The organism is Burkholderia sp. 4NA327C6 (genome assembly GCF_005502655.1).
GTDB classification, from domain to species: domain Bacteria; phylum Pseudomonadota; class Gammaproteobacteria; order Burkholderiales; family Burkholderiaceae; genus Burkholderia; species Burkholderia contaminans.
Window position 1 is genome coordinate 113,218 of the sequence record NZ_SCNZ01000004.1, and the last position, 16,125, is coordinate 129,342.

General features: G+C 67.1%; 13 protein-coding genes. 10 read left to right on the forward strand and 3 right to left on the reverse strand.

Features of this window, described 5'->3' with window-relative positions:
- Positions 1 to 436: 436 nt before the first annotated feature.
- From FFS49_RS05710 to FFS49_RS05725, 4 genes are all read left to right on the forward strand, one after another.
- Positions 437 to 1,174, forward strand: a complete 738-nt coding sequence (locus tag FFS49_RS05710) for a gluconate 2-dehydrogenase subunit 3 family protein (RefSeq protein WP_039356908.1) — start codon at positions 437 to 439, stop codon at positions 1,172 to 1,174.
- Positions 1,174 to 2,952 carry a GMC family oxidoreductase gene (locus tag FFS49_RS05715; RefSeq protein WP_039356901.1) on the forward strand — a complete coding sequence of 593 codons (1,779 nt, stop codon included), beginning with the start codon at positions 1,174 to 1,176 and terminating at the stop codon, positions 2,950 to 2,952. The genes FFS49_RS05710 and FFS49_RS05715 overlap by 1 nt, the downstream gene beginning before the upstream one ends.
- Positions 2,949 to 4,361: a cytochrome c gene (locus tag FFS49_RS05720; RefSeq protein WP_137909819.1), complete on the forward strand. Its 1,413-nt coding sequence runs from the start codon at positions 2,949 to 2,951 to the stop codon at positions 4,359 to 4,361. The genes FFS49_RS05715 and FFS49_RS05720 overlap by 4 nt, the downstream gene beginning before the upstream one ends.
- 208 nt (positions 4,362 to 4,569) lie before the next feature.
- Positions 4,570 to 6,288: a cation:proton antiporter gene (locus tag FFS49_RS05725; protein WP_105815341.1), complete on the forward strand. Its 1,719-nt coding sequence runs from the start codon at positions 4,570 to 4,572 to the stop codon at positions 6,286 to 6,288.
- A gap of 221 nt (positions 6,289 to 6,509) precedes the next feature.
- Here FFS49_RS05725 and FFS49_RS05730 read toward each other — a convergent pair whose 3' ends face one another.
- Positions 6,510 to 8,408 carry a penicillin-binding protein 2 gene (locus FFS49_RS05730; RefSeq protein WP_105815340.1) on the reverse strand — a complete coding sequence of 633 codons (1,899 nt, stop codon included), beginning with the start codon at positions 8,406 to 8,408 and terminating at the stop codon, positions 6,510 to 6,512.
- A 426-nt stretch (positions 8,409 to 8,834) separates the two neighbouring features.
- The gene (locus FFS49_RS05735) at positions 8,835 to 9,179 is read right to left on the reverse strand and encodes a DUF3564 family protein (protein ID WP_039356890.1); all 345 of its coding nucleotides are present in this window, start codon (positions 9,177 to 9,179) and stop codon (positions 8,835 to 8,837) included.
- A 653-nt stretch (positions 9,180 to 9,832) separates the two neighbouring features.
- On the opposite strand from FFS49_RS05735, the gene FFS49_RS05740 reads away from it, so the two are divergent.
- The gene (locus FFS49_RS05740; RefSeq protein WP_039356889.1) at positions 9,833 to 11,044 is read left to right on the forward strand and encodes an SDR family oxidoreductase; all 1,212 of its coding nucleotides are present in this window, start codon (positions 9,833 to 9,835) and stop codon (positions 11,042 to 11,044) included.
- A 55-nt stretch (positions 11,045 to 11,099) separates the two neighbouring features.
- Here FFS49_RS05740 and hpaR read toward each other — a convergent pair whose 3' ends face one another.
- Complete coding sequence (gene hpaR / locus FFS49_RS05745; RefSeq protein ID WP_039356885.1) at positions 11,100 to 11,540, reverse strand: homoprotocatechuate degradation operon regulator HpaR; 441 nt, start codon at positions 11,538 to 11,540, stop codon at positions 11,100 to 11,102.
- Between the two features lie 152 nt (positions 11,541 to 11,692).
- On the opposite strand from hpaR, the gene FFS49_RS05750 reads away from it, so the two are divergent.
- The 5 genes from FFS49_RS05750 to FFS49_RS05770 all read left to right on the forward strand — a co-directional run bounded on the left by FFS49_RS05750 (position 11,693) and on the right by FFS49_RS05770 (position 16,113).
- Positions 11,693 to 12,382, forward strand: a complete 690-nt coding sequence (locus FFS49_RS05750; protein WP_071332701.1) for a fumarylacetoacetate hydrolase family protein — start codon at positions 11,693 to 11,695, stop codon at positions 12,380 to 12,382.
- The gene (locus tag FFS49_RS05755; RefSeq protein WP_039356878.1) at positions 12,379 to 13,143 is read left to right on the forward strand and encodes a fumarylacetoacetate hydrolase family protein; all 765 of its coding nucleotides are present in this window, start codon (positions 12,379 to 12,381) and stop codon (positions 13,141 to 13,143) included. The genes FFS49_RS05750 and FFS49_RS05755 overlap by 4 nt, the downstream gene beginning before the upstream one ends.
- Positions 13,144 to 13,165: 22 nt before the next feature.
- Positions 13,166 to 14,629: a 5-carboxymethyl-2-hydroxymuconate semialdehyde dehydrogenase gene (gene hpaE / locus FFS49_RS05760; RefSeq protein WP_105815339.1), complete on the forward strand. Its 1,464-nt coding sequence runs from the start codon at positions 13,166 to 13,168 to the stop codon at positions 14,627 to 14,629.
- A gap of 209 nt (positions 14,630 to 14,838) precedes the next feature.
- Positions 14,839 to 15,687: a 3,4-dihydroxyphenylacetate 2,3-dioxygenase gene (gene hpaD, locus FFS49_RS05765; protein WP_105815338.1), complete on the forward strand. Its 849-nt coding sequence runs from the start codon at positions 14,839 to 14,841 to the stop codon at positions 15,685 to 15,687.
- A 33-nt stretch (positions 15,688 to 15,720) separates the two neighbouring features.
- A complete protein-coding gene (locus FFS49_RS05770) occupies positions 15,721 to 16,113 on the forward strand; it encodes a 5-carboxymethyl-2-hydroxymuconate Delta-isomerase (RefSeq protein WP_105815337.1) in 393 nt (130 codons plus the stop codon).
- Positions 16,114 to 16,125 lie beyond the last annotated feature (12 nt).

The window sequence follows — 16,125 nt, forward strand, 5'->3', positions numbered from 1 at the left end:
CAATTGTTGCGATTTTCGAGGCATTGAATTGCATTGATGCGACACTTAATGGAACCGGTTCCATATATAATTCGCGGCACTTTGTCGCCGGACCCGAAAGAGGGTCGTGCACGTCGCGCTTGCTGTCGGCAAATGCGGCGTCTAAGTTGAATGAGGGTCATGAGCGATGAGGGGCAGATGCCGGCAGATGCCGGTATTTGTCAGACGATAAGGCTCGCAAAGAAGCCGATCCGTGCAGCGCAACCTGAATTGGCGCGATGCGCGGCTGCATGAAGCGCGCTGCCGTGCGTTGCACGGGCGGCGCCTGCAGCGAGGTTGTTCGCAACAGACGAAAGAACAGGACGGCCAGCCGCATGCGGCATGGCTGCCATGCCGGGCATGCCGCATGCGGAGTGCGCGCGTCCGGGCCCCGATCCCCAACGATCAACATCCGACCATGTCCACGCCACCTGACAAACCCAACTCGCGCCGCCGTTTCCTGCGCACGTCGGTCGCGCTCGTGCCGATCGCGTCGGTCGCCGGCTGCGACCTGCGTTCGTCGTCGCCTTCCGCGACGACCGGCAACGCGCCCGGCGCATCGGCCAACGCCGAACGCGCTCCGTACAAGCCGACCTTTTTCGATGCGAAGGAGTGGGCGTTCGTCCAGGCGGCCGTCGACCGGCTGATTCCGGCCGACGCCGAAGGTCCCGGCGCGCTCGAATCGGGCGTGCCCGAATTCATCGACCGCCAGATGGAGACGCCGTATGCGCACGGCGCCACCTGGTACATGCAGGGGCCATTCCAGCAAGGCGTGCCCGAGCTCGGCTACCAGCTGAAGCTGGTGCCGCGCGACATCTACCGGCTCGGCATCGCGGCGGTCAACCGGTATTGCGAGAAGACCCACGGCAAGGCGTTCGCGGATCTCGACGCGCCGACGCGCGACACCGTGCTCGGCGCGCTGGAAAAGGGCGGCGCACAGATCGACGACGTGCCGCCCGGCGTGTTCTTCGGTCAGTTGCTGCAGAACACGCGCGAAGGCTACTTCTGCGACCCGGTGCATGGGGGCAATCACGACATGGCCGCGTGGAAGATGATCGGCTTTCCGGGCGCGCGCGCGGACTTCATGGATTTCGTCAACCAGAACGGCAAGTCGTATCCGTACGGCCCCGTCTCGATCAACGGGGAGCGCAGCTGATGGCCGCAGAGAAAAAGCCGCATGTCGATGCGGTGATCGTCGGCTTCGGCTGGACCGGCGCGATTCTCGCGAAGGAACTGACCGAAGCGGGCCTGAACGTGGTCGCGCTCGAGCGCGGCGAGTACCGCGACACCTATCCGGACGGCGCGTATCCGAACACGATCGACGAGCTGACCTACAACATCCGCAAGAAGCTGTTCCTCGACCTGTCGAAGACGACCGTGTCGATCCGCCACGGCCTGCAGGACACTGCGCTGCCGTACCGGCAGCTCGCCGCGTTCCTGCCGGGCGAAGGCGTCGGCGGCGCGGGGCTGCACTGGTCGGGCGTGCATTTCCGGATCACGCCGGAAGAGCTGCGCCTGCGCAGCCACTATGAAGAGCGCTACGGCAGGAAGTTCATCCCCGAAGGGATGACGATCCAGGACACCGGCGTGACCTACGAGGAGCTCGAGCCGCATTTCGACTTCGCCGAAAAGGTGTTCGGCACGTCGGGGCAGGCGTACAAGGTCGGCGGCAAGGTGGTCGGCGACGGCAACGTGTTCGAAGCGAACCGCAGCGACAACTTCCCGCTGCCCGCGCAGCTCAACACCTATTCGGCGCAGCGCTTCTCCGACGCGGCCAAGTCGCTCGGCCTGCATCCGTACCGGCTGCCGTCGGCGAACACGTCGGGCCCGTACACGAACCCGTACGGCGTGCAGATGGGCCCGTGCAACTTCTGCGGCTACTGCAGCGGCTACGCGTGCTACATGTACTCGAAGGCGTCGCCGAACCTGAACATCCTGCCCGCGCTGAAGCAGGCGCCGAACTTCGAGCTGCGCTCGAAGTGCCACGTGCTGCGGGTCGACCTCGACGATACGAAGAAGCGCGCGACGGGCGTGACCTACGTCGACCCGGCAGGGCGTGAAGTGCACCAGCCGGCCGATCTCGTGATCGTGGCCGCGTTCCAGTACCACAACGTGCACCTGCTGCTGCTGTCGGGCATCGGCAAACCGTACGACCCGATCTCCGGCGAAGGTGTCGTGGGCCGCAATTTCGCGTACCAGAACCTGTCGACGATCAAGGCGTTCTTCGACAAGGACACCTACACGAACCCGTTCATCGGCGCGGGCGGCAACGGCGTCGCGGTGGACGATTTCAATGCGGACAACTTCGACCACGGCCCGCTCGGCTTCGTCGGCGGCTCGCCGCTGTGGGTGAACCAGGCCGGCGTGAAGCCGATCAGCGGCATCGCGACGCCGCCCGGTACGCCGCAGTGGGGCTCGGCGTGGAAGAAGGCCGTCAAGGACAACTACGCGCACACGATCTCGATGGACGCGCACGGCACCAACATGTCGTACCGCGACGTCTATCTCGACCTCGATCCGACCTATCGCGATTCGTACGGCCAGCCGCTGTTGCGGATGACCTTCGACTGGAAGGACAACGACATCAAGATGGCGCAGTACGTGACCGGGCAGATGAAGAAGATCGCGGAGGCGATGGGGCCGAAGGCGATCAGCGTATCGACGCGCGAATTCGGCAAGCACTTCGATTCGCGCGCGTACCAGACGACTCACCTCGTCGGCGGCGCGATCATGGGCACCGACCCGAAGACGAGCGTGCTGAACCGCTACCTGCAGTGCTGGGACGTGCACAACGTGTTCGTGATGGGCGCATCGGCGCTGCCGCAGGGCATCGGCTACAACCCGACCGGGATCATCGCGGCGCTGGCCTACTGGTCGGCACGTGCGATCCGCGAGCAATACCTGAAAAATCCCGCCCCGCTGGTGACAGTATGAAGAGGACGATGAACCACAACGTCGCGCGCCGGATGTCGCGCGCGCTGGCGGCCGGTGCGGCCTGGGCCGCGCTCGGCTTCGCGGGCTCGGCGGCGTTCGCACAGCCGGCAGCACCCGCGGCGGCTTCCGGCCCGGCGGCGGCACCCGCGGCCCAATCCGCCGACGCGGCCCTGATCAAGCGCGGCGAGTACCTCGCGCGGGCGGGCGACTGCATCGCGTGCCACACCGCGAGCGGCGGCAAGCCGTTCGCCGGCGGACTGAAATTCGACACGCCGATCGGCGGGATCTACTCGACGAACATCACGCCGGATCCGAAGACGGGCCTGGGCGGCTGGACGGTCGAGGATTTCACGCGCGCGGTGCGCGAAGGCGTGCGCAAGAACGGCGACACGATGTATCCGGCCATGCCGTTTCCGTCCTACGCGCGCCTGACCGACGACGACATGAAGGCGCTGTACGCATACTTCATGCACGGCGTCGCGCCCGTCGAGCACGAGAACCGCGCGGTCGACATCGTGTGGCCGCTGTCGATGCGCTGGCCGCTCGGGATCTGGCGCAAGATGTTCGCGCCGACACCGAAGCCGTTCGACGCGGCGCCGTACACCGATCCGGTGGTCGCGCGCGGTGCGTATCTCGTGCAGGGGCTCGGCCACTGCGGCGCGTGCCATACGCCGCGGGCGCCGACGATGCAGGAGCGCGGGCTGACCGACGCGGACGGCCCGGACTTCCTGGCCGGCGGCGCGGCGATCGACGGCTGGGTGCCGACGAGCCTGCGCGGCGAGCCGCGCACGGGCCTCGGCACGTGGACGGAAACCGAGATCGTGCAGTTCCTGAAGACGGGCCGCACGCTGCGCACGGCCGCGTTCGGCGGGATGACGGACGTGGTCGGCCACAGCATGCAGCACATGACCGACGACGACCTGAATGCGATCGCGCGCTACCTGAAGACGCTGCCGCCACGCGTGCAGGGCGAACAGCCGCACGTGTACGACGCGGCCGCCGCGAAGGCGCTGCAGACCGGCGACGCGAGCAAGCCGGGCGCGGCCGTCTATCGCGACAACTGCATGGCCTGCCACCGCAGCGACGGCCACGGCTACACACGCGTGTTCCCCGCGCTCGCCGGCAACCCGGTCGTGCAGGGCGACGATCCGACGTCGCTGATCCACGTGGTGCTGGAAGGCAGCGCGCTGCAGGGTACGCGCACCGCGCCGTCGACGTTCACGATGCCGCCGTTCGGCTGGCGCCTGTCGGACCAGGAAGTCGCGGACGTGTCGAACTTCGTGCGCACGAGCTGGGGCAACACAGGGGCTGCCGTGACGGCCGCGCAGGTCGCGAAGGTGCGCAAGAGCGTGCCGTCGACCCGGCCCGAACCGCCGCCGGGTGCGCGGTTCCCGCAAGCGTCGCGCTGACGGGGCGGCGGGGCGCCAGCCCCGCCTGTCCGATGTACATCAAGGCGCCGCCGCATCCCCGCGGCGCCTTTCAATTCGCCGGGGTAGCACCCCGCAAAGGCGCGCCACCGCGTGAATTTTTCGCGGCGGCGCGCCATTTTTCCGCCTCATCCCTTATCCTTTCGTTCTTGAACCTTACTAAATAGTTACAAGAACTTCGGGAGGGGGGATGCCTCATGACGTCAGCCTGATTGCGTTGCTCGCGGCCGGTTTCGGTCTCGCGATGGTTTTCGGTTATTTCGCGTCGCTGTTGAAAATGCCGCCGCTCGTCGGCTATCTGCTCGCCGGGATCGTGATCGGCCCCGGCACGCCCGGCTTCGTCGGCGACCTGTCGCTCGCGCAGCAGCTCGCCGAAGTCGGCGTGATGCTGCTGATGTTCGGCGTCGGCCTGCATTTCTCGCTCGGCGATCTCCTCGCGGTGCGCAAGATCGCGCTGCCGGGCGCGATCGTCCAGATTACGGTGGCCACGCTGCTCGGCGGCGGGCTCGCGCTCACCTGGGGCTGGAGCGTCGGGGCGGCGCTCGTGTTCGGGCTCGCGCTGTCGGTCGCGAGCACGGTCGTGCTGCTGCGCGCGCTCGAAGGGCGCGGGCTCGTCGAGACGGTCAACGGGCGCATCGCGGTCGGCTGGCTCGTCGTCGAGGATCTCGTGATGGTGCTCGTGCTGGTGCTGCTGCCGCCCGTCGCGGGGCTGCTCGGCGGCACGCCGCCCGGCGACGCGCATGCGGCCGGCGGCAGCGTGTGGGGTACGCTCGGCGTCACGATGCTGAAGGTCGCGGCGTTCATCGCGTTGATGCTGGTGGTCGGCAAGCGCGTGTTTCCGCGCATTCTGTGGCTCGTCGCGCGCACGGGCTCGCGCGAGCTGTTCACGCTGTGCATGATCGCGGCAGCGGTCGGTATCGCGTTCGGCGCGGCGAAGCTGTTCGACGTGTCGTTCGCGCTCGGCGCGTTCTTCGCCGGGATGATGATGCGCGAGTCGGAATTCAGCCGGCGCGCGGCCGACGAGACGCTGCCGCTGCGCGATGCGTTTTCGGTGCTGTTCTTCATTTCGGTCGGGATGCTCTTCGACCCGAAGATCCTGCTCGCGGAGCCGCTGCACGTGATCGAGGTCGCGGCGATCGTGGTGATCGGCAAGACGCTCGCGGCAGTCGCGCTCGTGATCGCGTTCCGCTATCCGCTGAATACCGCGCTGACGGTCGGTGCGGGTCTCGCGCAGATCGGCGAGTTCTCGTTCATCCTCGCCGGCCTCGGCCGTGCGCTCGGGCTGCTGTCGGCCGAGGGGCAGAGCCTGATTCTGGCCGTCGCGCTGATCTCGATCGCGATGAACACGCTGCTGTTCGCGATGATCGATCCGGCGCTCGCGTGGATCCGCAAGCATTCGGCGTTCGCGCGCAAGCTCGAGGCCCGCGACGATCCGCTCGCCGCGCTGCCGATGTCGACGCCGCAGACGCACCTGACCGGGCAGGTCGTGATCGTGGGCTACGGCAAGGTCGGTACGCGAATCGCGCACGCGCTGGACGAGCGCGGCATCGCATATGTCGTCGTCGAGCAGAATCGCGAGCTCGTCGAGAAACTGCGTGCGGAAGGTGTCGCGGCCGTGTCGGGCGATGCGATCGAGCCGATCGTGCTCGTGCAGGCGCATATCGCCCGCGCCGGGATGCTGGTCGTCACGCTGCCCGACGTGTTCGACGTGCGGCAGATCGTCGAGATCTCTCGCACCTTGAACCCGGCGCTCGAGGTCGTGCTGTGCACGAACAGCGGCGACGAGGCCGCGCTGCTGTCGAACGAGGGTATCGGCACCGTGTTCATGGGCGAGTCCGAACTGGCGCGCGGGATGACCGAGCACGTGCTCGGCAGGATGACGAAGCCGGCTGCGGCCGCTGCGCATTGACGGCGCGCGGCATCGCGCCGCGTGCCGGGCAACGCGCGGCGGCCCGGGCGGGCCGAGGCGCGAATAAATGGTCGGAGGAGGCGGCGGGAACGCTCAAATGATGCGCGGCGTTCCTGGAAAGAGTGACGGTGCCCGATGACGGGGAAGTCTGAGGCGGCGACGAGGCCGTCGGAGCGTGACGCGCGCGCCGGGAGGGCGGCGCGGCGCGCGGGCTGCGCCGATCAACCCGCCGCCGTGTTTGCCTGAGCCGGCGCCCTCGACGGCGCGGCAGTCTTCAGCGGTGCGGCGGTTTTCGGCGCAGCGGCCGTTTTTGCCGGCGTCGCCGCCGCTTTCGGTGCAGCCACCGTCCTTTGCGGCGCAACGGCCTTTGCCGGCGGTGTCTTCTCGGGCTCGACCGGCGCGTCGGGCGGCACGCCGAGCAACTGCAGCGAGCCGCTCGTGACCGACGCGAATACCGGGCCGGCCACGGTGCCGCCGTAATAGCCCTTGCCGCGCGGCTCGTCGATCATCACCGCGACGATCAGGCGCGGGTTGCTCATCGGCGCCATCCCGGCGAACAGCGCGCGGTACTTGCCCTTCGCATAGGTCGCGCCGACCTGCTTGCGCGCGGTACCCGTCTTGCCGCCGATCCGGTAGCCGTCGACGCGCGCGCGGCGCCCCGTGCCGCCTTCGCCGACCGCCATCTCGAGCATCGAGCGGATCGCCGCGGCCGTTTGCGGCGACGTCACGCGGTGGCCGCGATGCGCGTCGATCGTCTGCTGGTCGGTGCCGTTCTTCAGCAGCGACACCGGGTGCAGCGTGCCGTCGCCGGCATAGGCCGTGTAGGTCTGCGCGATCTGCAGCAGCGACATCGACAGGCCGTAGCCGTACGCCATCGTCGCCTGCTCGATCGGCCGCCAGCGCTTGTAGCCGCGCAGCCGGCCCGACGCGACGCCCGGGAACGTCAGTTCCGGCGCACGGCCGATCCCGTATTCCTGGTATTTGTTCCAGATCGTTTCGGCGGGCAGGTTCAAGGCGAGCTTCGCGAGCGCGACGTTGCTCGACTTCTGCAGCGCCTGCGACACCGTCAGCGACCCGTGATTCGACGTGTCGTGGATCACGGCCGGGCCGATCTTGTAGGTGCCCGGCGACGTGTTGATGATCGTGTTCGGCGTGACCTTGCGCTCGTCGATCGACAGCGCGACGACGAGCGGCTTGATCGTCGAGCCCGGCTCGAACGTGTCGATCACCGCGCGGTTGCGCAACTGCTGGCCGGTGAGGCGCGCGCGGTCGTTCGGGTCGAAGGTCGGGTAGTTCGCGAGCGCGAGGATCTCGCCGTTCTGCGCGTCGAGCACCACGACGCTGCCGGCCACCGCGTTGTTCTCGACCACGGCCGCCTTGAGCTGGCTGAACGCGAGCTGCTGGATGCGGCGGTCGATCGTCAGTTCGATCGTCGCGCCGTGCTGCGCCGGGACGAGCGGGCGCGTGTCCGACACGATGCGGCCGAGCCGGTCGCGGATCACCTCGCGCTGCCCGGACGTGCCCACCAGGCGCGCATTCGCCGCGAGCTCGACGCCTTCCTGCCCCTTGTCCTCGACGTTCGTGAATCCGACCACGTGCGCGGCCGATTCGCCTTCCGGGTAGAAACGCTTCGAATCGGCGATCTGCGTGATGCCGTCGATCGCGAGCTTGTCGAGCTTGCCCGCGGTGTCCGCGTCGACCTGCCGCTTGAGCAGCACGAACGTCTTGTCGTTGCCGAGGCGCCGCTTGACCTCGGCGAGCGGCATGTCGAGCAGCTTCGAGATCTGCGGGTAGTCGGTGTCGGCGACCTGTTTCGGGTTCGCCCAGATTTCATAGGTCGACAGGCTGACGGCAAGCATCGCGCCGTTGCGATCGACGATGCGCCCGCGCGTCGCGTCGAGCTCGATCGTGCGCTGGTAGCGCTTCTGGCCCTGGCCGACGTAGAACTCCTTGTTCGCGACCTGCACCCAGAAGGCGCGGCCGATCAGCGCGGCGAACGCGAGGAACACGAGGATCACGATCAGCTTCGAGCGCCACATCGGCAGGCGCGATGCAAGCATCGGATTCTTGGTCGCGGCCGCGTACGGATCGGCGGGGTGGGTCTTCTTTTTCACGCTCATGCAATGGCCGGGTCGGGCCGCCCGAGGGCGGTGAGTCAGTCTGGATAATGCGATTGTAATAAATGAGTAAACGCCGTGTGGGGAAAGTGTGTTCCGGCCCCGAGAAAAAGCGGGTTTCGGCGCGCTGACACGGGGTGGAAAACGGGAAGGGAATGATGCGGCGGAAGCAACATTTCGCCGAAGCAGCAGACGATGAAACTCGGGGGATTCGTGACGTGCAGATCGGGGGGGGGGCGCACGATTTCAGATACGGATCGATACTGATCCTTCCCGGTGTGCGATCAATTGACCGGCACGCGATTATTTCTTTAAACCGGAAAATGAAAAACGCCCCGAATTGGGGCGCCGTTAATGCTGAATATCGAAATGAATATCACTGAAACCGGAATAAACCCGAAAACCGCAGACGAATTACATCGGTAATTTCTATCGGGCGACGGAAATGAATTCCCGGTATTCCGGCTCGCTCGTGCAACGATCGACAGCCTGCAGTCGCCACGCGCCGGGGTGATTGCCGGCGAGCACCGCAGGGCCCTGTTCGCGCTGGGTCGCACCGAACGACAGACCCTTCAACTGGCACACGGCATTCCCGCCGTCGGCCGCGCAGAGCGCCATTGCGCCCTCGACGTCGCGGACCTTGCCCCAGGTTGGAAGATCCAAGCCTTGATGTGCCTCGCGCGACCACAGGCCCTCGTCGGTATCGACCCACAGTACCGCGAAGGCTTGCCGGGTTGCCGACTCGCTGCCATTAATCCGAATGGTGAGGCGCATTGTGATCGTCTCCTAAAAAAATGACACATTCGACCGTTTTGACTTGATCAGTCTAGATAGACTGGTGTGAAACGCAAGTGATAATCCGCAATAAATCCGAATTGAGTTCATTGCGGTTTCAGATGGAACGACGTCTGACGATTCATGGTCATGCCGACCGAGCACCCGCAAACACGCGCGCAGCGGCGATCGCGGTGCCGATGAGAGGAGGGCCGATCATCGAGACATGGGACGACATGGCCGCGAGGCGCGTCGATCTGTCGCGCATGACCCACCGGGGGAAACCGGGGCGACCGGGGCGGGACCGCACCGTCGGAACGCGGGCCGACCGGATGCTGCGGCATGTTGACGGCGCGCCCGGTACGACACACTCCGACAATCCCATACAAATCGGCACACTTTCACGAAACTTTCGGGACAGACTTGCCTGCGGTCGGGCCCCACACTGAGATCTTCCCGATCCAGTGCCGCGGACGCCCGTCCTCGGCGGCTGCCACCGCCTCGTGCCAGAGACGCGATCGACGCGATCGCGGGCCGCACGCCCGATCGGGACTGCCGGGGCGCGCGTCAGGCCCCGGCCCGGCCGGTGAGCCGTGCGCAGCCCGCAACCGCGGGCGTCGCGCCGCCCGGCCGACTCTTCGAAGGAGACTATCGTGCTGATCTGGAAAACCGCGTTGTCGCTCAACTGGCGGACGAGCCTCGTGTCGCCGGCCAGCGCACCGGTCGCGGCGGCGAACGTCGGGCGGCTGGTGCTGACCGGCGCAACCGGCTTCATCGGCAGTACCGTACTGACGGCGCTCGTCAATGCGGGGCTGCTCGACCGCATCGTCTGTGTCGTGCGCGCGCAGGATCGCGGCCACGCCGTCGCGCGGCTGCGCGAAGCGGCGCTGCGCGCGGGGCTGGCGCCGTACTGGGCATCGCGCCTGACCGATGCGAACGTGATCGTCGGTGCGCTCGGCGACGTGTGGCAGGGCGCCGACGCGCCACGCCTCGCCGCCGCGACGCACGTGATTCATTGCGCAGGCCATGCGTCGCCGGCCGACGGCGCGCACCTGCGGGCCGACATCGCCGATGCGGTGCGCTTCGCCGAACGATTCGCCCGGGCGCCGCGCCTGCAACGCTTCGTGTACGTCGGCACGGCCTATGCGCATGCAGGCCGCGGCGGGATCGTGCAGGAGCAAGCCGCGGCCGACGCGGCGAACGACGTCGCGCGCGACGACGAAGGCTTGCCGGGTGCGGTGCTCGCGGCGGACTACCTGCATGCGAAGGCCGAGACCGAGCAGCGGCTGCGGGCGCTCGGGTTGCCGCTCGTCGTGGTGCGGCCGTCGCATGTGGTCGGCCACACGGTGCTCGGCACGCGGCCCGCGCCGAATTCGTTCTGGATGTTCCGGCTCGCGCATGCCGCGCGCCGCTTCACCGCGCGGCCGATGACGCGCATCGACATCGTGTCGGTGGACGACGTGGCGCGTGCGACGATGCTGCTGGCCGTCAAGCCGACGCTCGCGCACGACCTGTATCACGTGTCGGCCGGCGACGAGGCGCCGCAGGTCGCGCAGATCGTGCGGGCGATGGACGAGGCGGCGGGGATGACGGGCGCGCCGCGCTACGCGGCGTGTGCGCCGGCCGAGTTGCCGCTCGTGGTGCGCGATGTGCTCGGCCGGACCGATCCGGCACTCGAACGCGTGATCGGCCGGGCACTGCAGCGCTGCGGGGAATTCGCGACGGTCGATCGCGTGTTCGACAACCGCCGCGTGCGCGACGAAATCGATTTCGAGCCGTTGCCGTTCATCGATTACGTCGAGGAGTGCATGCGCACGTCGCGTGGCGTGGCCGTGACCGAACTGATGCGCGGCGCGGTGCACTGATCGCCCGCGCTGCACCGGCGCCCGTTCCCGCGGCTGGCAGGAATGGGCGCCGTTTTCACGTGTTGCCGCCGAGCTCGATGAGCCGGTCGAGCGCGCGATAGATGTCTTCGAGGCCGTCCTGGCCGAATCGCGATTCGAGCTGCCGGTACTGCTCGTCGATCCGCGGACCGATTTCCGTGACCAGTTTCCTGCTTTGCGGCGTCAGGCTGACCAACAGCCGGCGCTGATCTTCCTGCGCGCGCGTGCGCGTGATCAGGCCGTCGCGCTCCATCCGTTCCAGCACACCCGTGAGGCTCGGGCTCAGGATGCAGCAGCGCCGTGCGATCTGTCCCGCCTCGAGCGCCTGCGCCGGTTCGCCGTCGAGCACGCGGATGATCCGCCATTGCTGTTCGGTCAGCGCGAATTCCTTGAGAATGGGACGAAACAGACCCATCAGCGTTTCGCGGGCCTCGAGCAGCAGCATGGCCAGGTTGCGGTGGTCGAGCGTACGGTTCATCGGGGAGAGCAGAGGACGGGGACGCATCAATCTTAACAGCCGCGGGTAGTGAATTTCGCCTATCAGGGTAATCGAGGTTGTCAGCGTTCGATTGTTTACTTAAGATATTAACTATTGACGATGCGCCGCGACGCGCGGCAGGGGAATGACGCATGGAGCTGTCTTGCACGACCGCCGCGGCGCCGCCGTTGCCGGTCGCCATCGGCACCGTCTACGGTGCGCTGCTCAACGAGCGCGCGGCGCTCGACGCGCTCGGCGATGCCGTGAACGCACCGCCTTACGGCCGCCCGCCGCAGGCGCCGATCCTGTACATCAAGCCCGCCAACACGCATGCGAGCGACGGCGCGGCCGTCGTCGTGCCGGCCGGCGTCGACGCGCTGGAGATCGGCGCGTCGGTGGCCGTCGTGTTCGCCCGCCGCGCGACGCGCGTACCGGCCGAACGGGCGCTCGACCATGTGCACGGCTTCACGCTCGCAAGCGATGTGTCGGTGCCGCATCCCGACTACTACCGCCCGGCCGTGCGCTTCAAGTGCCGCGACGGTTTCTGCCCGTTGGGCCCGGTCATCGTGCCGGTTGCCGCGCTCGACGACGTCGACGCGATCGGCCTGACCGTGCGGATCGACGGCGAGGTGGCCGTGTCCGCTTCGACGGCCACGCTGATTCGCCCGGTGCGCGAGCTGATCGCCGACGTGACGGCTTTCATGTCGTTCGACGCGGGCGATGTCCTGCTGCTCGGCGTTGCCGGCGGCGCGCCGCGCGCCCGCGCGGGCAGCACGATCGAGATCGCCGCGGCGGGCATCGGCACGTTGCGGCACACGCTGATGGCGGAGGAGGCACGATGAAGACGGCGCGCGTGATCTACAACGGCGCACTGCATGCGGCCGAACCGGCTGGCGACGGTGCGATCCGCCTCGATACGGGGCGCGTCGTCGCGGAAGAGGGCGTCGAATGGCTGCCGCCCGTCGCGCCGCGCACGACGTTCGCGCTCGGCCTCAACTACGCCGACCACGCGAAGGAACTCGCGTTCAAGGCACCGAGCGAGCCGCTGATCTTCCTGAAGGGGCCGAACACGTTCATCGGCCACCGGTCGCGCACGGTGCGCCCGGCGGATGCCACCCACATGCATTACGAGTGCGAGCTGGCCGTCGTGATCGGCCGGCCCGCGCGCAACGTGAGCCGCGCGCAGGCGCTCGACTACGTGGCCGGCTATACGGTCGCGAACGACTACGCGATCCGCGACTATCTCGAGAACTACTACCGCCCGAACCTGCGCGTGAAGAACCGCGACACCTGCACGCCGCTCGGGCCGTGGTTCGTGAGCCGCGACGAGATCGGCGATGCGGGCGACCTGACACTGCGCACGACGGTGAACGGCCAGGAGACGCAGCGCGGCAGCACGCGCGACATGATCTTCGACGTGCCGGCGTTGATCGAACACATCAGCGGCTTCATGACGCTCTCGCCGGGCGACCTGATCCTGACCGGCACGCCCGAGGGGCTGGCGGATACGAAGCCGGGTGACGAGGTCGTGACCGAGATCGAAGGGATTGGCCGGCTCGTGAACACGATCGTCGGCGAAGCAGACTACTATCGCGCCGGCTGAGCCCGTCGCCCAAGGAGAGAGCATGACCATCAAGCACTGGATCGACGGCCGGGAAGTCGAGAGCCGCGAGAGGTTCACGACGCTGAATCCCGCGACGGGCGAAGTCATCACCGACGTCGCATCGGGCGGCGAGGCCGAAGTCGATGCGGCCGTGCGCGCCGCGAAGGAAGCGTTCCCGAAATGGGCGGGCACGCCCGCCAAGGAGCGCGCGAAGCTGATGCGCAAGCTCGGCGAGCTGATCGAGAAGAACGTGCCGATGCTCGCGGCGCTGGAGACGCAGGACACCGGTCTGCCGATCGCGCAGACGAGCAAGCAGCTGATTCCGCGCGCGTCCGAGAACTTCAACTTCTTCGCGGAAGTGTGCGTGCAGATGAACGGCCGCACCTATCCGGTCGACGACCAGATGCTGAACTACACGCTGTACCAGCCGGTTGGCGTGTGTGCGCTGGTGTCGCCGTGGAACGTGCCGTTCATGACCGCGACCTGGAAGACGGCGCCGTGTCTCGCGCTCGGCAACACGGCCGTGCTGAAGATGTCGGAACTGTCGCCGCTGACGGCCGACCAGCTCGGCCGCCTCGCGCTCGAAGCCGGCATTCCGCCGGGCGTGCTCAACGTGGTGCAGGGCTATGGCGCGACGGCCGGAGATGCCCTCGTGCGCCATCCGGACGTGCGTGCGGTGTCGTTCACGGGCGGCACGGTGACCGGCAAGCGGATCATGGAGCGAGCCGGTCTCAAGAAGTATTCGATGGAGCTTGGCGGCAAGTCGCCGGTGCTGATCTTCGACGATGCCGATTTCGACCGCGCGCTCGATGCATCGCTGTTCACGATTTTCTCGATCAACGGCGAACGCTGCACGGCCGGCTCGCGGATCTTCGTGCAGCGCACGATCTATGACCGTTTCGTGCGGGAATTCGCGCGCCGCGCGAACAATCTGGTGGTCGGCGATCCGTCCGATCCGGCCACGAACCTCGGCGCGATGATCACGCGCCAGCACTGGGAGAAGGTGACGGGCTATATCCGCATCGGCGAGCAGGAAGGCGCGCGCGTGGTCGCGGGCGGCGCGGACAAGCCGGCGGGCCTGCCCGACCATCTGCGCAACGGCAACTTCGTGCGGCCGACCGTGCTGGCCGACGTCGACAACCGGATGCGCGTCGCGCAGGAAGAGATCTTCGGGCCGGTCGCGTGCCTGATCCCGTTCGAAGACGAGGAAGAAGGGCTGCGGCTCGCGAACGACACGTCGTACGGGCTGGCTTCGTACATCTGGACGCAGGACGTCGGCAAGGTGCATCGTCTCGCGCGCGGCATCGAGGCCGGGATGGTGTTCGTGAACAGCCAGAACGTGCGCGACCTGCGCCAGCCGTTCGGCGGCGTGAAGGAATCGGGTACCGGGCGCGAGGGCGGCGAGTACAGTTTCGAGGTGTTCGCGGAGATCAAGAACGTGTGCATCTCGATGGGTTCGCACCACATTCCGCGCTGGGGCGTGTGACGGGCGCGGGGCGTCCGGCAGCGCGAATGATTCTTTGGCCGGCACGCCGGCCGAGCATGGGGTTGGAGTAAGCGCTAAAGCGCTAACTCCAGCCGACCGCGAAGCATGGGGTTGGAGTAAGCGCTAAAGCGCTAACTCCGGCCGACCGCGAAGCATGGGGTTGGAGTAAGCGCTAAAGCGCTAACTCCAACCGACAGGAGACTTGAACGATGGGCAAACTGTCCCTCGCCGCGAAGATCACGCACGTGCCGTCGATGTACCTGTCGGAATTGCCCGGCAGGCATCACGGCTGCCGCGAAGCGGCGATCCGCGGCCATCGACTGATCGGTGAGCGCTGCCGCGCGCTCGGCGTCGACACGATCGTCGTGTCGGACGTGCACTGGCTCGTCAACGCCGGTTATCACGTGAACTGCAATGCGCAGTTCTCGGGCACGTATACGAGCAACGAGCTGCCGCATTTCATCCGCGACATGCAGTACGCCTATCCGGGCAACCCGGCGCTCGGCCGGATGATCGCCGAGACGGCCACCGAGCGCGGGATCGCGACCCGCGCGCACGAGATCGACAGCCTCGAACTCGAATACGGCACGCTCGTGCCGATGCGCTACATGAACGCCGACCAGCACTTCAAGGTCGTGTCGATCGCCGGCTGGTGTATGTGGCATCAGCTCGACGAAAGCCGGCGCTTCGGCGAGGCGCTGCTCGAAGCGATCGAGAAGAGCGATTCGAACGTCGCGTTTCTCGCGAGCGGTTCGTTGTCGCATCGTTTCAACGACAACGGCAGCCCCGAGGAATCGATTCACGAGATCAGCCGCGAATTCTTCCGGCAGGTCGACCTGCGCGTGGTCGAGCTGTGGAAGCAGGGCGATTTCAAGACCTTCTGCGCGATGCTGCCCGAGTACAACACGCATTGCCACGGCGAAGGCGGGATGCACGACACGGCGATGCTGCTCGGCTTGCTCGGCTGGGATCGCTACGACAAGCCTGTCGAGATCGTCACCGACTACTTTGCAAGTTCGGGCACCGGGCAGATCAATGCGATCTTTCCGTTGTCCTGAACGCTGCGCCACGCCTTCGACAGGAGACCAGCCATGCCCCATATCGTCGTCGAGTACACCGCGAACATTCGCGACGACGCGCGCATTCCCGCGCTGCTGCGCACGATCAATGCCACGCTGATCGCGCAGGGCGGCGTGTTCCCGACGGGCGGCATCCGCTCGCGCGCGATCGAGCTGCAGGACTATTGCGTGGCCGACGGCACGGAGGACGACGCGTTCGTCCACGTGACGCTCAAGATCGGCTCGGGCCGTACCGACGAGAAGAAAAAGGCCGCGTGCGACGCACTGTTCGACGCAATCAAGGCGCATTTCGCGGCACTTTATGCGAAACGCTACCTGGCGCTGTCGATGGAACTGACCGAGTTCAGCGAGAGCGGCTCGTACAAGCACAACAACATCCATGCCCGCTACAAGCGGGCAGGCTGAACCCCATTCCCG